Below are 15,363 nucleotides of genomic sequence, written 5' to 3'. Positions count from 1 at the left end.
TGCGCCCGGCTCGACCGAACCGGGTGCAGATACGTCCGGGCCTCGCGGTTGGGCCGGTGGACGCCACGTGGCACATGCGCGCTGCCTGCCAGGCTCGCGCTCCCCCACGTGCGCCCCCTCGCGCCCCGCACCAGCGGTGTTCCCGGAGCCGAGCGAGGGAGAGCTCCCCCCGTGACCATCGCGCCTTCCGCACCGCGCGCCGAGTCCGACCCGTCCGCCTACGCCACGTCGGCCGGTGGGCCTGGGGCCGCGCTGCTGCGCACGCTCACCGAGCTGACCGCCGACCTGCCCGACACGGACCCCGGCCGGGTCGCCGCCGCCGCGCTGCGCGGCCGCAGCGCCGCCGCCGACGAGGCGGAGCTCCGTACGCTCGCCACCGAGGCCGCCGCCGGGCTGATCTCCGAGGACCCGGCCTACTCCCGCCTGGGCGCCCGCCTGCTGACGCTGGCCGTCCGCGACGAAGCCGCCGGCCAGGGCGCCACGTCCTTCTCCGGCTCCGTCGAGGTGGGACACCGCGAGGGGCTGATCGCCGACCGCACCGCGGACTTCGTACGCCTGCACGCGAGCCGGCTCGACGCGCTGGTCGGGCACGCCCTCGCGGAGGGCGCCGACGACCGCTTCGGCTACTTCGGCCTGCGCACCCTGCACAGCCGCTACCTGCTGCGGCACCCGATCACCCGCCAGGTCATCGAGACCCCGCAGTTCTTCATGCTGCGCGTGGCCTGCGGCCTCGCGGAGAACGACGGCATGCAGGCCGTGGAGGAAGTGGCCTCGCTGTACCGGCTGATGAGCCGCCTGGACTACCTGCCCTCCTCCCCCACGCTCTTCAACTCCGGCACCCGGCACCCGCAGATGTCCTCCTGCTACCTGCTGGACTCCCCGCTGGACGAGCTGGACTCGATCTACGACCGCTACCACCAGATCGCGCGCCTCTCCAAGCACGCCGGGGGCATCGGCCTCTCGTACTCCCGCATCCGCGCCCGCGGTTCGCTGATCCGCGGTACGAACGGCCACTCCAACGGCATCGTGCCGTTCCTCAAGACCCTCGACGCCTCCGTCGCCGCCGTGAACCAGGGCGGCCGCCGCAAGGGCGCCGCCGCGGTCTACCTGGAGACCTGGCACGCGGACATCGAGGAGTTCCTGGAGCTCCGCGACAACACCGGCGAGGACCAGCGCCGCACCCACAACCTGAACCTGGCCCACTGGGTGCCGGACGAGTTCATGCGCCGCGTGAACGCGGACGCCGACTGGTCGCTGTTCTCCCCGGCCGAGGTCCCCGCGCTGGTCGACCTTTGGGGCGACGAGTTCGACGCCGCCTACCGCGCGGCCGAGGCGGCGGGCCTCGCCCGCAAGACCATCCCCGCCCGCGACCTGTACGGCCGGATGATGCGCACCCTCGCGCAGACCGGCCAGGGCTGGATGACCTTCAAGGACGCCTCCAACCGCACGGCGAACCAGACCGCCGAGCCGGGCACCGTCGTCCACTCCTCGAACCTCTGCACCGAGATCATCGAGGTCACCAACGACGGCGAGACGGCCGTCTGCAACCTCGGCTCGGTCAACCTCGGCGCCTTCGTCCTCGCCGAGTCGGGTGACATCGACTGGGAACGGCTGGACGAGACCGTCCGCACCGCCGTGACCTTCCTCGACCGCGTCGTGGACATCAACTTCTACCCGACCGAGCAGGCCGGCCGCTCCAACGCACGCTGGCGTCCGGTGGGTCTGGGCGCGATGGGCCTGCAGGACGTCTTCTTCCAGCTGAAGCTGCCCTTCGACTCCCCCGAGGCGAAGGCGCTGTCCACCAAGCTCTCCGAGCGCATCATGCTCGCGGCGTACGAGGCTTCGTGCGACCTGGCCGAGCGCAGCGGCCCGCTGCCGGCCTGGGAGCAGACCCGCACCGCGCGGGGCGTGCTGCACCCCGACCACTACTCCGTCGAGCTGAACTGGCCGGAGCGCTGGGACGCGCTGCGCGCCCGGATCGCGAAGACCGGCATGCGCAACTCCCTGCTCCTCGCCATCGCCCCGACGGCGACCATCGCCTCCATCGCGGGCGTGTACGAGTGCATCGAGCCGCAGGTCTCCAACCTCTTCAAGCGCGAGACCCTGAGCGGGGAGTTCCTCCAGGTCAACGGCTACCTGGTGCAGGAGCTCAAGCGGCTCGGCGTCTGGGACGCCCAGACCCGCGAGGCGCTGCGCGAGTCCTCCGGCTCGGTGCAGGGCTTCGGCTGGATCCCGGCCGAGGTGCGCGAGCTGTACCGCACGGCCTGGGAGATCCCCCAGCGCGGCCTGATCGACATGGCGGCGGCCCGTACGCCGTTCCTGGACCAGTCGCAGTCGCTGAACCTGTTCCTGGAGACGCCCACCATCGGCAAGCTCAGCTCGATGTACGCGTACGCCTGGAAGCAGGGCCTGAAGACCACGTACTACCTGCGCTCCCGTCCCGCGACGAAGATCGCCCGCGCCGCCTCGGGCAGTGCCGTCCCGGCGGCCGCAACCCCCCTCCCGCAGGCCGTCGACGCCGACGCGCTGGCCTGCTCCCTTGAAAACCCCGAGTCCTGCGAGGCCTGCCAGTAATGAGCACTGACAACACCAAGAACCTCCTGGACCCGGGCTTCGAGCTGACGCTGCGCCCCATGCGCTACCCGGACTTCTACGAGCGCTACCGCGACGCGATCAAGAACACCTGGACGGTGGAGGAGGTCGACCTCCACTCGGACGTCTCGGACCTCGCGAAGCTGACGCCCTCCGAGCAGCACATGATCGGCCGGCTGGTCGCGTTCTTCGCGACGGGCGACTCGATCGTCTCGAACAACCTCGTCCTGACCCTGTACAAGCACATCAACTCCCCGGAGGCGCGCCTGTACCTGTCGCGCCAGCTCTTCGAGGAGGCCGTGCACGTCCAGTTCTACCTGACGCTGCTCGACACCTACCTGCCCAACCCGGACGACCGCGCGGCCGCCTTCGACGCGGTCGAGGAGATTCCCTCGATCCGCGAGAAGGCGCAGTTCTGCTTCCGCTGGATGGACTCGGTGGAGAAGATCGACCGGCTGGAGACGGCCGCCGACCGGCGTCGCTTCCTGCTGAACCTGATCTGCTTCGCCGCGTGCATCGAGGGCCTGTTCTTCTACGGGGCGTTCGCGTACGTGTACTGGTTCCGCTCGCGCGGCCTGCTGCACGGCCTGGCCACCGGCACCAACTGGGTGTTCCGTGACGAGAGCGCCCACATGAGCTTCGCTTTCGAGGTCATCGACACGGTCCGCAAGGAGGAGCCGGAGCTGTTCGACGACGCGCTCCAGCAGCAGGTCGTGGACATGCTGAAGGAGGCCGTCGAGGCGGAGCTGCAGTTCGGCCGCGACCTGTGCGGCGAGGGCCTGCCGGGCATGAACACCGAGTCGATGCGCGAGTACCTCGAGTGCGTCGCGGACCAGCGCCTGGTGCGCCTGGGCTTCGCCCCGGTGTACGGCTCGCAGAACCCGTTCTCCTTCATGGAACTCCAGGGCGTCCAGGAGCTGACGAACTTCTTCGAGCGCCGCCCGTCGGCCTACCAGGTCGCGGTCGAGGGCACGGTCGACCTGGACGAGGACTTCTAACCCCCCACCGGGCAGCACCACTTGACAGCGTCCCCGCCCATGGGGAGACAGACTCGGCCCGCCGAGTCCCGGGGCGGGGGCGCTTCGCCGTTCCCGGCCCCCTCGGAGCCGCCGGAGAATGGGCCGGGCGGGCCCGGATGCGGCCCGGCGGGCTGCGGTACGGCGGGACCGTGGGGCCCGCCTCCGCCCACGCACACCAGGCCCGGAGCCGGATCAGTGTCCGGGCGCGTGCCGTACGGAAACACGGGGCGTACGAGCGCCGGCCTGTTCACGCCGATGCCGATCCCGCAGGACCTGCGCCTCCTGCTCGGCCGCACGGATCTGCCGGTCGAGCCGGCGCTCGCCCAGGGCCCCGTAGAGGGTGGGGCCCGCCAGTAGGGCGGCGACGGCGAGGACGAGGAGGTAGTCGAGGAGCGTGTTCATGACTCCACTCTCGCCAGGACGGCCAAAATCGGACAGTGGCAGGACTGTCATGAAAGAGCGAATTACTGCCACACTGAAATCATGCTGAAGCCTTCCTCCCTCAAGAACGTGGCCGTGGCCGTGGTGAACGGGGTCACCCCCTTCGAGATGGGCATCTTCTGCGAGGTCTTCGGGATCGACCGCAGCGCCATGGGCCTGCCGACCTACGATTTCGCCGTCTGTGCGATGGAGGAGAACCCCATCACCGTGGGCGACGGCCACTACCGCCTCACGCTCCCCCACGGACCCGAGCGGCTGGAGGAGGCGGACCTGATCTGCCTGCCCGCCGACCGCCAGGCCCCCACCCGCGAGTACCCGGAGCCGCTCCTGGAAGCCCTGCGCCGGGGCGTGGACCGCGGTGCGCGGGTGCTCAGCGTGTGCAGCGGCGCCTTCGTGCTGGGCGCGGCGGGGCTGCTCGACGACCGGCGCTGCACCACGCACTGGATGCACGCCCCGGCCCTGGCCCGCCGCTTCCCCCGGGCCAAGGTCGACCCGGACGTGCTCTACGTGGACGAGGGCTCGGTGATCACCTCGGCCGGCACCGCGTCCGGGATCGACGCGTGCCTGCACCTCGTGCGGCAGGAGCAGGGCGCCGAGGTGGCCAACACCATCGCCCGGCGGATGGTCGTGCCGCCGCACCGGGACGGCGGGCAGGCGCAGTACATCCAGCGGCCGCTGCCCCGCACCTCCTGCGACACGGTCGGCGAGGTGATCGGCTGGATGGCCCGCCACCTGGAGGAGGAGATCACCGTCGATCAGCTCGCGGAGCGGGCCCACATGTCCGCGCGGACCTTCGCCCGCCGCTTCCTGCAGGAGACGGGGACCACCCCGTACCAGTGGGTGCTGCGCCAGCGGGTCCTGCTGGCGCAGGAGCTGCTGGAGGCGACCGACGAGACGGTCGACGCGATCGCGGGCCGCTGCGGCTTCGGCACCGCTGCCGCCCTGCGCCACCACTTCCTGCGGACGCTGGGCACCACCCCGAACGCCTTCCGCCGTGCGTTCCGGGGCCCGGCCGCGGCCTGACGTCCAACAGGCGACACTCCATGGCCAAGAATTCCCCGTCTTGATCATTTTCGCCCTACGGTTTGCTCGTTCGCACAAGACAGGGGATCCCATGACTCGCACCATCAGCGCCGACCGCACCACTGCCGCGACGTTCCCGGGCACGGCCGCCACGGCCCTGCCCGACCCGAGCGACCTCGGCTGGGACTAGTACCACCGCTCCACGCGAAAGGCGCCCCGCTCCTGACCTGAGCGGGGCGCCTTTCGCGTACGGGAACGGCGGCTACTCGTTCGGAACCGTCTCGTAGCGCGCGGTGCCCTCTTCCATCTGCCGCAGCGCGTCCTTGCGGTCCCGCTTGGAGAGCCGGTCGATGTACAGGTAGCCGTACAGGTGGTCCGTCTCGTGCTGCAGGCAGCGCGCGAAGTAGCCGGTGCCCCGCACCTTGATCGGGTTGCCCCGCGCGTCCTGGCCGGTCACCTCGGCGTAGTCCGGGCGGGCCAGCGAGGCGTAGGCGGTCGGGACCGACAGGCAGCCCTCGTTCGAGTCGTCGAGGATGCGCGAGGCGGCCGGCAGCTCGACGAGCTTGGGGTTGACGACCACGCCGGTGTGGCGGTTGCCGTCGTCGTCCGGGCAGTCGTAGACGAAGACCTTGGCGTCGACGCCGATCTGGTTCGCGGCGAGGCCCACGCCTTCGGCGGCCTTCTGGCTGGCGAACATGTCGTCGATCAGCTGCGCAAGCTCGTCGCCGAACTCGGTGACGTCCTTGCACTCCCGGTGCAGGACCGGGTTGCCGACCACCGTGATCGGACGGGCGGTGCCGCGCTCGCGGTGGGCGAGCTCGCGCGCCTCACCGTCCTCGGTGTCCACGACGTAACCGTCGTTCACTTCACCGACGACACCGACCTCGACAACGTCGTTCTCCTGCTGCGCCATGTCCGCCGTACGCCTTCCGTAAGTCCACCAGTCACCGATGTGCCGGTACAGACTACGTCCCCCGCTCAGCAGACTTCTTCGAGATCCCGCCACTCCCGGCTGTCCGGGCTGTCCGCGACCCAGCCGTCGAGCAGCCCGCGCACCAGACCCGCCGGCGCCGCGATCCCGCACTCCCGCTCGGGCACCCACAGGGATCCGGACCCGGTCGTACGGTGTCCCAGCGGTCCGGGATGGCCCGGTTCGCTGTGGTCGTGCGGGTCCAGCTGCTCGCCGTCGCCCTCGCCGCTCGGCATCGCGCTCTCCGAACAGGTCCGGCACAGGAGCCGTACCGAGGAGGACCAGTCCTCGGCGGCGAAGCCCGCATCGGAGGCCAGCTGCTCCAGGGCGTTGCGGTCGGCCTCGGTGGCCGCCTCCAGGAGCACCACCCAGGTCGGTACCGGGGAGGGTGCCCACAGCTCGATCTCGTCGAAAACGGGGTACGAGGGCCCGGCCGCGGTGACACGCTCACCGTGCGGGACCCCGTCGTGCAGGACGACCTCGCCCCAGCGCCGCCCCGAGGAGGGCAGCGGGATCGACAGGACCTCCATACGGGCCGGGTCCAGCCTGCGGCCCCAGACCACCTCGGCCTCGCCCTCGGGAGACAGCCGCACGGCCGCACTGCCGAGCTCCATGCCGACGGGCTCGCCGCCGCCGCCCGCGCCGTGCGGGTCTCCGGGCACCTTCAGCCCGTACGCCTGCCACGCGCGGCGGGCCAGCGGCCAGTCCTGCAGCGCGGTCGCGGCGATGCCGACGTTCCACCAGTCCGGGGCGCCGCCCTCCCGGTCGAGCAGGGCCACGGCACGCAGTCCGGCGGCCCGCGCCTGCTCCCAGTCGTGGCGGAACTTGTGGAGCAGCGCCAGATTGAACCAGGACTCGGACAGCCAGGGTTCCAGATCCGCGGCCCTGGTCAGGAGCGCGCCCGCGTCCTCGTACCGACCGTCGCCGATCAGCGTGAACGCGCGGTCGGTGGCCTGCCGCCACGAGGCGGAGGGCCGATGCCGTACCTTCCCGAAGATCCTCACGATTCCCGCCTGCCGGTCCGACGACGCAGCGGTGCGGCTCTGCCGACGGGTGCGGCCTGGCCGACTGCTGCGGACACTCCTACTGGGGACACTCTTCCTGGGGACGCTCCTGCTGGGAACACTCTCACTGGCATCCAACCATGCCCACTTGGGCGGCCGCTCATTACCCATGGGTTACCCAGGCGGGACGGGTACGACTCTGGCACGTCCGCCCCGGGCGAGCACCCTGGCGAGACATTCCACGATCTCCGGCTGGTAGTCCCGCCCGGTGCCCAGACGCAGCCGCTCCAGGGCCTCCAATGAGCCGCCCGGGTGACGGGCACCGCCGACGAGGTCGTCGTAGGCATTGACCGTGCGCACGATGCGGGCCGCGACGGGCTGCTCCCGGTACGGGTCCGCCTGCAGCTCCACCACCATGGCGACCTCGGCCGGCACCCCCGTCTGGCGGGCCACCTCCCCACCGAGTCCGGCGATCCGGCGGGCCTCGGCCGCGGGCAGCTCGGCGGTCGCCCCGGCCGGGACCGGGTCGACCAGGGAGAGCTGCCCGATGTCGTGCATCAGGGCTGCGTACTCCAGCACCGTGAGCTCCCGCTCCGAGAGGCCCAGCTCCCGGCCCACGGCGCAGCTGAGCGCCGCGACCCGGCGGGAGTGGCCGGGCCGGGTGTAGCCGGCGATCTCGGTGGCGCGGGCGAGGGAGGTGATGGTCTGGCGGTAGGTGGTGCGGATGGCGGTGATCCGGTGGAAGGACATCTGGGTCAGGAGCAGCGGCACGCTGAAGACGGGCACCGCCCACAGACCGGCGACGGCGACCCCGAGGGCCATGACCACGCCCGTGGCGCAGATCGCGGCGCCGATGCCGAGCTGGGCGCGCAGCTCGTCGCGGAGCAGCGGGGTAAACGGCCAGCCGGTGCGGGCACCGGCGAGAACGGCACCGAGGACCGCGTCGCACAGGGCCGTGAGCCCGAGGAGCAGGACCAGGAAGAGCACGAGGTACGAACCCTGCCCGACCCACGGCTCCAGTCGGCCGGAGTTGTAGAGCGGCTGGAAGCAGACGGCGGCGAAGGTGACGGTGAGTACCCGGCGGGCCAGGTGGTCGAGGGCGGGGCCGCGACCCCGGGCGATGTGCGGGACGATCCCGAGGAGGGCGGCCGTGACGACCACGGCGACGATCTGCAGAACCCCGTGGTGGGTGGGGCTTCCGGCGTTCTGCCCGAGCAGGGCGTACGCGAGGGCGCCTGCGGAGCCGAGCGGCGCGGGCTGCTGGCGGGCGGCGTCGCCGCTGTCCCGGCGGGCGAGCTCGCCGATGGTGATCAGGGTGCCGAAGGCGAGGGCGATGCCCGGCTCGAGCAGCCCGTTCCACAGGGTGTGCCCGAACGCGGCCACGGTCAGCGCCCCGGCGGCCCCCCGCACGACGCCGACGGCCCAGCCCCTCACGCCTTCGCTCCCGCGGCGGGGGCGGACGGGGAGCCGGGGCCTCCCGGCTCCTCCTCGAGCCCTGCTGCGGGCTCGTCCGGCGGCCCCCCGGCGCAACCGCGGGGTGCCGCGGCCGGGAGCTGCGTACCGGCCCCCCGGGCCTCGGGCCGGCTCTCGGCCGGGGCGGCCTGGGCGGGCAGTGCGGTCAGTGGCGCGCCGGTGGACACGGCCGCCCGCGCGGCCCCGTTCGCCGCCTGCCCGGGAGCGTCGCCGCCACCGCCCGCCGCAATCACCTGGAGGTCGTCGTCCGAGGTCACCTTCGGATGCCAGCCCTGGCGGTCGATGGCACCGACCAGCGCCCGCACCATCTCGGGGTCGAACTGCGCCCCCGAGCAGCGTTCCAGTTCGGCCAGTGCGACCGGCACCGGCCGGGCCCTGCTGTAGGACCGGGTCGAGGTCATCGCGTCGAAGGCGTCGGCGACCGCCACCACCCGGGCCAGCACCGGGATCTGCTCCCCGGTCAGGCCGTACGGGTAGCCGGAGCCGTCCATCCGCTCGTGGTGGTGCAGGATCGCCGCCCGGGCCTCTCCCAGGAAGCCGATGCCGCGCACCATCTCGTGTCCGTACTCGGGGTGGAGTTCGATGATCCGGCGCTCTTCGGGGGTCAGCGGTCCGTCCTTGCGCAGCAGCCGGGTCGGGACTCCGAGCTTGCCCACGTCGTGCAGGATCCCGGCGATGCGGACGATTTCGAGGCGTTCCTCGCCCATGCCCAGCTCGCGGGCGATCATCGCCGAGGCCTGGCCGACGCGCTCGCTGTGGCCGCGCGTGTAGCGGTCCTTGATGTCGACGGCCTGGACCAGTGCCCGGATGGTGGCCTGGTGGGCGGCGCGCTCGCGGTGGTACTGGGCGAAGACCCAGCAGGAGATGTACATCGGCAGCAGGACGAGCAGTGCGGCCGGGAGTCCGTACGGGCTGCGCCACATGACGGCCATCATCAGCCCGGCGAGGCCGTGCACGCAGTGCGGGGCGAGGGACCGGGTCGCAAGGCCCCGCCAGGCGGTGGCGGCGGGCCGGCGTTCGGCGGCGGCCAGGATGCCGCCGTCGAGGGCGGTCAGCACCAGGCAGAAGGCGACGGCCGCGGCGGCGGCGGGGAGCATCACGTACGGGAAGTCGGCGACCCAGACGGCCTCACTCCCGGCTCCGTCCGGGCCCGGCGGCCCGGTCCCGCCGAAGGGGCCTCCGGCCAGCGCCCCGGGCCCGCCCAGCAGCCCGTAGACCTGCCCGGCGGTCCAGGCGGCTATCGACTGCTGCGCCCCGTGCCAGGTGCGCCGTACCCGGGCGGGCCGCGCGGTCACGGCTCCGGCGAGTCCGCCGGGCAGCGCGACGAGTGCGGCGGCGGCCGGCGGCAGGAGGAACACGGCGGCCAGCACCACCGGGAAGAAGGAGCCGAGCCCCTCGGGCACCCGGTGGCCCATGAGCGGGCAGACCTTGACGAGTTCGCAGCCGAGGTAGAGCACGGAGAGCAGGCCGATGGAGGGCCACGGGGTAGCGGCATCGGCGAGGGCGGGGGCAATGCACGCGCAGGCGGCGAGGACCGCGCACAGGACGTAGGCGCGCGCCATCGGCGGAAGTACCCGCATGGCGCTCTCCTCCCCTGGAGCCGTGCACGTCAGGTACGAATCAAACCAGTACCCGAAAGGGGAGAATAAGTGGGGCCGGGAGCGAGGTGGGCCACATTTTCGCATTGCACCATGCGGACGCCCCCGGATTACCACCTTCGAGTGAAGGAAGTACCCATCCGGGGGCGGCTGTTCGAGATTGTTCAATCGGGTACTACTTCATCGGCGAACTCGGCCGGTTTTCACCCCGTCGCGGATCCCGGCATCGGCTCGGCGGCGGCCGGCGTGGCCGTGATGTCGTGATCCGGCACCGCCTGCCCCGAACGGATCAGTTCGATCCGTCCCATCACCTTCGAGCGCAGGTCGGTGGGTACGTCGTCCGATCCGCAGCAGCGCTTGACCAGCTTCTTCACGGCCTGCTCCAGGCCGTACTTCTCCAGGCAGGGATTGCACTCGCCGAAGTGCGTCTCGAACTTCGTGCAGTCGCTGTCGGGCATCTCCTGGTCGAGGAACTCATAAAGGTGGTCCAGGACCTCCGAGCACTCCGTCTCGTGCGCATCTCCGCAGCTCATGAGCCCGAGCCTTTCAGGTCGTTCGACTCTCCCGCGCCGGCCGGGACGAGCCCGCGCTCACGGGCGTAGTCCTCAAGCATTCCACGGAGTTGACGGCGGCCACGGTGCAGTCGCGACATGACAGTACCGATGGGTGTACCCATGATGTCCGCGATCTCCTTGTACGCAAAGCCCTCTACGTCGGCAAGATAGACCGCAATGCGGAACTCCTCCGGAATGGCCTGGAGAGCTTCCTTCACGTCCGAATCGGGCAGGTGGTCGAGAGCCTGCGACTCGGCGGAACGCAAGCCCGTCGACATGTGCGACTCGGCGCGCGCCAGCTGCCAGTCCTCGATCTCCTCGGCCGCACTGCGCTGGGGTTCGCGCTGCTTCTTGCGGTACGAGTTGATGAAGGTGTTGGTGAGAATGCGGTACAGCCAGGCCTTCAGGTTGGTGCCCTCGCGGAACTGGTGGAAGGACGCGTATGCCTTCGCATACGTCTCCTGGACCAGGTCCTCGGCGTCGGCCGGATTGCGCGTCATGCGCAGGGCGGCCGAGTACATCTGGTCGAGGTAGCCGAGGGCGTCCCTCTCGAAGCGCGCATTGCGCTCCGGGGTTGTCTCCTCCGCGTGGCCTTCGTCGGTCCCGGCGACAGGACCCACCTCCTCCGACTGCGTGGCGGCTCCGAAAGCGGACCCGCTCGAATCGGAGAATAGTCGACCATCCCGGTCGCCCGCCGCCCGAACCTGTCCGCGCTTGGGCCCGGGCAGCACTGTCCAGTCCAGGTCAGCGGCCTGCGGACGGTTCTGGCTGATGACCTGGGTCATGCGGTGCCTCTCCTCCGACGTCTTCCCGTACGTACCGACATCCGGGACAACAGAAGGCCGCTGCGGCACATTCCCGGGCAGGGCACGGGATTCGGGACCCGGTGGGCCGTCCCGGTCACAGTGCCGGCTCAGACGGGCAGCCGGCCGAGCCATTCGGCCACCGCCCCGGTGATCACCGCCAGGGCTTCCTCCTGCGTGGGACCGGTCTTCTTGAGCACGGCGAAGCCGTGATCCCCGCCGTCCACTTCCACCAGCTCGTACGAGGCTCCGCGCGCCCCCCGCTCCGGGAACTCCTGCGGCCTCCCGAAGGAGTCGCGGCCGCCCTGGACCACCAGCGCCGGACGCCCGGCGCCCAGCAGCTCCTCGGCCCGGGACTTCTCCGGCCGGCCCGGCGGGTGCAGCGGGAAGGCCAGCGCGAGCACCCCGGCCGCGCCCAGATCCGCTGCGGTCCGGCAGGCCACCCGGGCCCCGGCGCTGCGGCCGCCCGCGACGACGGGCAGCCCGGGCTCCGCGAAGGCGGGCCACAGGGCGCTCCAGCCCGCGTCCAGCACCTTGGGCGCGGCGGCGACCTTCTTCCCGGCGACCCGCCAGGGCTGTTCGGCCAGCGCCACGGTGATCCCCAGGACGGGCAGGGCGGCGGCCAGGGCCTGGAGGTCCCGGGCCTCGATCCCGCCGCCGGCTCCGTGGCCCAGGGCGAGCACCAGGCGGGCCCTGCCCGCCGGGGCCGGGTGCCAGGTGATGCGGGCTTCGCCCGCCGGGGTGTCGACGCTCTCGGTGCGCGTGCTGCTCATGGCCCGATCATGCCGGTCCGGGGCGCCCTCCGGAGTGAGCGCCGGGGCCTCAGAAGAGCGTGCCCTCCTCCGGCCCCTCCAGCTCCTCCAGGAGTTCGGGCCCGTTGTTGCGGACGTTGCTCGCGGCGGTGGACACCGGATAGGCGCGCATCAGCCCTCCGGGTGGCGGGGCCAGCAGGGCCTGGAGCTCGTCGGGGTCGGCCCGCGCCGGGTCCAGCCAGGCGTCCCACCGGTCCGGGGTGAGCATCAGGGGCATCCGGGGGTGGATGTCGGCCAGCGACCGCGGCCCCTCGGCGGGGGCCACGCCCAGGGGGCCGGCCTCGGCCTCCGTGGTGATCACCGAGCAGGTCGCCCACCAGGCGCGGGGGTGCTCGTCGGGCAGGGTCCGGTCGCGCCAGAACTCGTATATCCCGGCCATGGCGAAGACGGAGCCGTCGGTGGGCAGGACGAAGTAGGGCTGCTTTCGCGCCCGCTTCTTCTTGCCCTCGACCTCCAGCTGCCGCTCGTCGTGGGCGGTGACCCACTCGTAGTAGCCGTCCGCGGGGATGATGCAGCGGCGCTGCTCGAAGGGGCGGCGGAAGGAAGGCTTCTCGGCGATGGTCTCGGACCGGGCGTTGATCATCCGGGCGGCGCCCTCGGGGTTCGGCGCCCAGGACGGCACGAGCCCCCATTTCAGGACCCTCAGCTGGCGAACCGGACGCGGGCTCGGAGCGTCTTTCAGCGGACGGTCGAGGACGACGTGGACCTCTTTCGTCGGAGCCACGTTCCAGTCGGGTGCCAGCGCCTGCGCCGGCTCCCACCGCTTCACCCCGAACGCCTCCGCCAGATCCTCGGGCCCCCGACTCGCTGCAAACCTTCCGCACATGGCTGCCACACTGCCATGACATTCGATCGTCACCGCAAGGAGTCCGCCACCTCATGAACACCAGCAGCGCTGCCGGCCTGTGGGACCGGCTCACCGGCATACAGGCGGCGCCCGGTCTGTGGCTGGTGATCGCCACGGGGCTGGCGGCGCTCGTCGCCGTGGGCCCCCGGCCGGTGTGGCGGCTCTCCCGCAACGCGATCACCATCGCGCACGAGGGCGGCCACGGACTGCTGGCGCTGCTCACGGGCCGCAGCCTGGACGGGATCCGGCTGCACTCGGACACCAGCGGGGTCACCGTCAGCCGGGGCAAGCCGACCGGCCTGGGCATGGTCCTCACGGCCGCCGCCGGGTACACGGCGCCCTCCCTGCTCGGCCTCGGCGGAGCGGCCCTGCTGTCGGCCCACCGGATCACGCTGCTGCTGTGGGCGGCGACCGCCCTGCTGCTGGCGGTGCTGGTGATGATCCGCAACGCGTACGGGCTGCTGACGGTGGTACTCACGGGCGCCACCTTCGTACTGGTCTCCTGGCTGGCCCCGGAGGAGGTGCAGGCCGTCTTCGCGTACGCCGTGGTGTGGTTCCTGCTGCTCGGCGGCGTCCGGCCGGTCTTCGAGCTGGGGGCCAAGCGCCGGCACAGCGGAGCGCCCGACTCCGACGCGGACCAGCTCGGACGGCTCACCCATGTGCACCCCGTGGTGTGGCTGCTGTTCTTCCACGTGGTGGCGCTGTCCTCGCTCATCGGCGGCGGCCGCTGGCTGCTCGTCCTCTGACCGAGGGCCTGTCCTTCTGGCCGGTCCCAGCCCGTGGCTGCTTTGCGTCCGACCTCCAAGACTCCCCCGGTGATCAAGATCTGCGGCCGTGGGAAGCCACTAAAGTGGTGGCCATGACCGAGACCCACGCTCTGCCCGCCCTCTGGCCCGCCCCGCTCGCCGACGCCGCCGTCCAGGCCACCGTCACCGTGCCCGGGTCCAAGTCGGTCACCAACCGTGCCCTCGTGCTCGCCGCGCTCGCCTCCGAGCCGGGCTGGGTGCGCCGCCCGCTGCGTTCGCGCGACTCCCAGCTGATGGCCGACGCGCTGCGCGCGCTGGGCGTCGGCATCGAGGAGACCGTGTCCTCCAGCTCCGCCGGCGAGGGTCACGGCGGCGAGGCCTGGCGGGTCATCCCGGCCGCACTGCACGGACCGGCCACGGTCGACGTCGGCAACGCGGGCACGGTCATGCGCTTCCTGCCGCCCGTGGCCACCCTGGCCGACGGCGACATCCGCTTCGACGGCGACCCGCGCTGCTACGAGCGCCCCCTCGGCCAGGTCATCACCGCGCTGCGCACGCTCGGCGCCCGCATCGACGACGACGGCCGCGGGGCGCTGCCGCTGACCGTCCAGGGCGGCGGGGCCCTGGAGGGCGGGACCGTCGAGATCGACGCGACCAACTCCTCGCAGTTCGTCTCCGCGCTGCTGCTCTCCGCCCCCCGGTTCAACCAGGGCGTCGAGGTGCGGCACGTGGGCACCAACCTGCCGTCCATGCCGCACATCCGGATGACCGTGGAGATGCTGCGCGCGGCGGGCGCGCAGGTCGACACCCCCGAGTCCGGCGGCGAGAAGAACGTCTGGCGGGTCGCCCCCGGCGCCCTGCTCGGCTGCGACCTGGTCGTGGAGCCGGACCTCTCCAACGCCCAGCCCTTCCTCGCGGCGGCCCTCATCACCGGCGGCACGGTCACCATCCCCGACTGGCCCCGCCGCACCACGCAGCCCGGTGACGCGCTGCGCCGGATCTTCACGGAGATGGGCGGCTCCTGCGAGCTCACCGACGCGGGCCTGGTCTTCACGGGCACCGGCAAGATCCACGGCATCGACGTGGACCTGGGCGAGGTCGGCGAGCTCACCCCGGGCATCGCCGCCGTCGCGGCGCTGGCCGACTCGGAGTCGGTGCTGCGCGGGGTGCAGCACCTGCGGATGCACGAGACCGACCGGCTGGCGGCGCTCACCAAGGAGATCAACGGGCTGGGCGGCGACGTCACGGAGACCGCGGACGGTCTTCGGATCCGGCCGCGCCCGCTGCACGGCGGCACGTTCCACACGTACGACGACCACCGGATGGCCACGGCCGGCGCGGTGATCGGCCTGGCGGTGGAGGGCGTGCTCATCGAGAACGTGGCGACGACCGCGAAGACCTTGCCGGACTTCCCGCAGATGTGGGCGGACATGCTCTCCCGGGCCGAAGCGGCTCCGGCAGGTGTCGGAGCGTAGGGCCCG

General features: G+C 72.0%; 14 protein-coding genes. 6 read left to right on the top strand and 8 right to left on the bottom strand.

Annotated elements, in window-relative coordinates; all coding sequences use genetic code 11:
- Positions 1–171 precede the first annotated feature (171 nt).
- The 4 genes from OTB20_RS16975 (at position 172) to OTB20_RS16960 (ending at position 5,075) form a co-directional block, all read left to right on the top strand.
- Positions 172–2,574, top strand: a complete 2,403-nt coding sequence (locus tag OTB20_RS16975; protein WP_267818375.1) for a ribonucleoside-diphosphate reductase subunit alpha — start codon at positions 172–174, stop codon at positions 2,572–2,574.
- Positions 2,574–3,590: a ribonucleotide-diphosphate reductase subunit beta gene (locus OTB20_RS16970; protein ID WP_267818373.1), complete on the top strand. Its 1,017-nt coding sequence runs from the start codon at positions 2,574–2,576 to the stop codon at positions 3,588–3,590. The genes OTB20_RS16975 and OTB20_RS16970 overlap by 1 nt, the downstream gene beginning before the upstream one ends.
- 39 nt (positions 3,591–3,629) lie before the next feature.
- Positions 3,630–3,968, top strand: coding sequence for a DUF3703 domain-containing protein (locus OTB20_RS42760; protein WP_420716419.1), 339 nt, complete (start codon positions 3,630–3,632; stop codon positions 3,966–3,968).
- A 126-nt stretch (positions 3,969–4,094) separates the two neighbouring features.
- The gene (locus OTB20_RS16960; RefSeq protein WP_267818369.1) at positions 4,095–5,075 is read left to right on the top strand and encodes a helix-turn-helix domain-containing protein; all 981 of its coding nucleotides are present in this window, start codon (positions 4,095–4,097) and stop codon (positions 5,073–5,075) included.
- A gap of 262 nt (positions 5,076–5,337) precedes the next feature.
- Here the strand turns inward: OTB20_RS16960 and def are convergent, their stop codons facing one another.
- The 8 genes from def to OTB20_RS16920 all read right to left on the bottom strand — a co-directional run bounded on the left by def (position 5,338) and on the right by OTB20_RS16920 (position 13,115).
- Positions 5,338–5,988 (bottom strand): peptide deformylase, encoded by a 651-nt coding sequence (gene def, locus OTB20_RS16955; protein ID WP_267818367.1) that lies wholly within the window; start codon positions 5,986–5,988, stop codon positions 5,338–5,340.
- 65 nt (positions 5,989–6,053) lie between these two features.
- A complete protein-coding gene (locus tag OTB20_RS16950) occupies positions 6,054–7,049 on the bottom strand; it encodes a tetratricopeptide repeat protein (RefSeq protein WP_267818366.1) in 996 nt (331 codons plus the stop codon).
- A 174-nt stretch (positions 7,050–7,223) separates the two neighbouring features.
- Positions 7,224–8,483, bottom strand: coding sequence for an HD-GYP domain-containing protein (locus OTB20_RS16945; RefSeq protein WP_267818365.1), 1,260 nt, complete (start codon positions 8,481–8,483; stop codon positions 7,224–7,226).
- Positions 8,480–10,102, bottom strand: a complete 1,623-nt coding sequence (locus tag OTB20_RS16940) for an HD-GYP domain-containing protein (RefSeq protein ID WP_267818363.1) — start codon at positions 10,100–10,102, stop codon at positions 8,480–8,482. The genes OTB20_RS16945 and OTB20_RS16940 overlap by 4 nt, the downstream gene beginning before the upstream one ends.
- Before the next feature lie 221 nt (positions 10,103–10,323).
- Complete coding sequence (rsrA, locus tag OTB20_RS16935; RefSeq protein WP_267755788.1) at positions 10,324–10,653, bottom strand: mycothiol system anti-sigma-R factor; 330 nt, start codon at positions 10,651–10,653, stop codon at positions 10,324–10,326.
- Complete coding sequence (locus OTB20_RS16930) at positions 10,650–11,294, bottom strand: sigma-70 family RNA polymerase sigma factor (RefSeq protein WP_008741505.1); 645 nt, start codon at positions 11,292–11,294, stop codon at positions 10,650–10,652. Before OTB20_RS16930 ends, rsrA begins: the two co-directional genes overlap by 4 nt.
- 293 nt (positions 11,295–11,587) lie before the next feature.
- On the bottom strand, positions 11,588–12,250 hold the full coding sequence (locus OTB20_RS16925; protein ID WP_267818362.1) for an alpha/beta family hydrolase: 663 nt from the start codon (positions 12,248–12,250) through the stop codon (positions 11,588–11,590).
- A gap of 49 nt (positions 12,251–12,299) precedes the next feature.
- Positions 12,300–13,115: an SOS response-associated peptidase gene (locus OTB20_RS16920; protein WP_267818360.1), complete on the bottom strand. Its 816-nt coding sequence runs from the start codon at positions 13,113–13,115 to the stop codon at positions 12,300–12,302.
- Between the two features lie 53 nt (positions 13,116–13,168).
- Here OTB20_RS16920 and OTB20_RS16915 point away from each other — a divergent pair, with 53 nt between their 5' ends.
- Complete coding sequence (locus OTB20_RS16915) at positions 13,169–13,882, top strand: M50 family metallopeptidase (protein ID WP_267818358.1); 714 nt, start codon at positions 13,169–13,171, stop codon at positions 13,880–13,882.
- A 113-nt stretch (positions 13,883–13,995) separates the two neighbouring features.
- A complete protein-coding gene (aroA, locus tag OTB20_RS16910) occupies positions 13,996–15,357 on the top strand; it encodes a 3-phosphoshikimate 1-carboxyvinyltransferase (RefSeq protein WP_267818356.1) in 1,362 nt (453 codons plus the stop codon).
- The last annotated feature ends 6 nt before the right edge of the window (positions 15,358–15,363 follow it).

Origin of the sequence: Streptomyces sp. H27-H1, from assembly GCF_026627445.1 — a bacterium.
In the GTDB taxonomy this organism is placed as follows: Bacteria; Actinomycetota; Actinomycetes; order Streptomycetales; family Streptomycetaceae; genus Streptomyces.
The sequence above is the reverse complement of the archived record's forward strand: the minus strand, read 5'-3'. Positions and strand labels throughout refer to the sequence as shown.

Coding starts and splice junctions, on each gene's coding strand:
- OTB20_RS16970 (WP_267818373.1), top strand. CDS start 2,574: ATGAGCACTGACAACACCAAGAACCTCCTGGACCCGGGCTTCGAGCTG.
- OTB20_RS42760 (WP_420716419.1), top strand. CDS start 3,630: ATGGGGAGACAGACTCGGCCCGCCGAGTCCCGGGGCGGGGGCGCTTCG.
- OTB20_RS16960 (WP_267818369.1), top strand. CDS start 4,095: ATGCTGAAGCCTTCCTCCCTCAAGAACGTGGCCGTGGCCGTGGTGAAC.
- def (WP_267818367.1), bottom strand. CDS start 5,988: ATGGCGCAGCAGGAGAACGACGTTGTCGAGGTCGGTGTCGTCGGTGAA.
- OTB20_RS16940 (WP_267818363.1), bottom strand. CDS start 10,102: ATGCGGGTACTTCCGCCGATGGCGCGCGCCTACGTCCTGTGCGCGGTC.
- rsrA (WP_267755788.1), bottom strand. CDS start 10,653: ATGAGCTGCGGAGATGCGCACGAGACGGAGTGCTCGGAGGTCCTGGAC.
- OTB20_RS16925 (WP_267818362.1), bottom strand. CDS start 12,250: ATGAGCAGCACGCGCACCGAGAGCGTCGACACCCCGGCGGGCGAAGCC.
- OTB20_RS16920 (WP_267818360.1), bottom strand. CDS start 13,115: ATGTGCGGAAGGTTTGCAGCGAGTCGGGGGCCCGAGGATCTGGCGGAG.
- OTB20_RS16915 (WP_267818358.1), top strand. CDS start 13,169: ATGAACACCAGCAGCGCTGCCGGCCTGTGGGACCGGCTCACCGGCATA.
- aroA (WP_267818356.1), top strand. CDS start 13,996: ATGACCGAGACCCACGCTCTGCCCGCCCTCTGGCCCGCCCCGCTCGCC.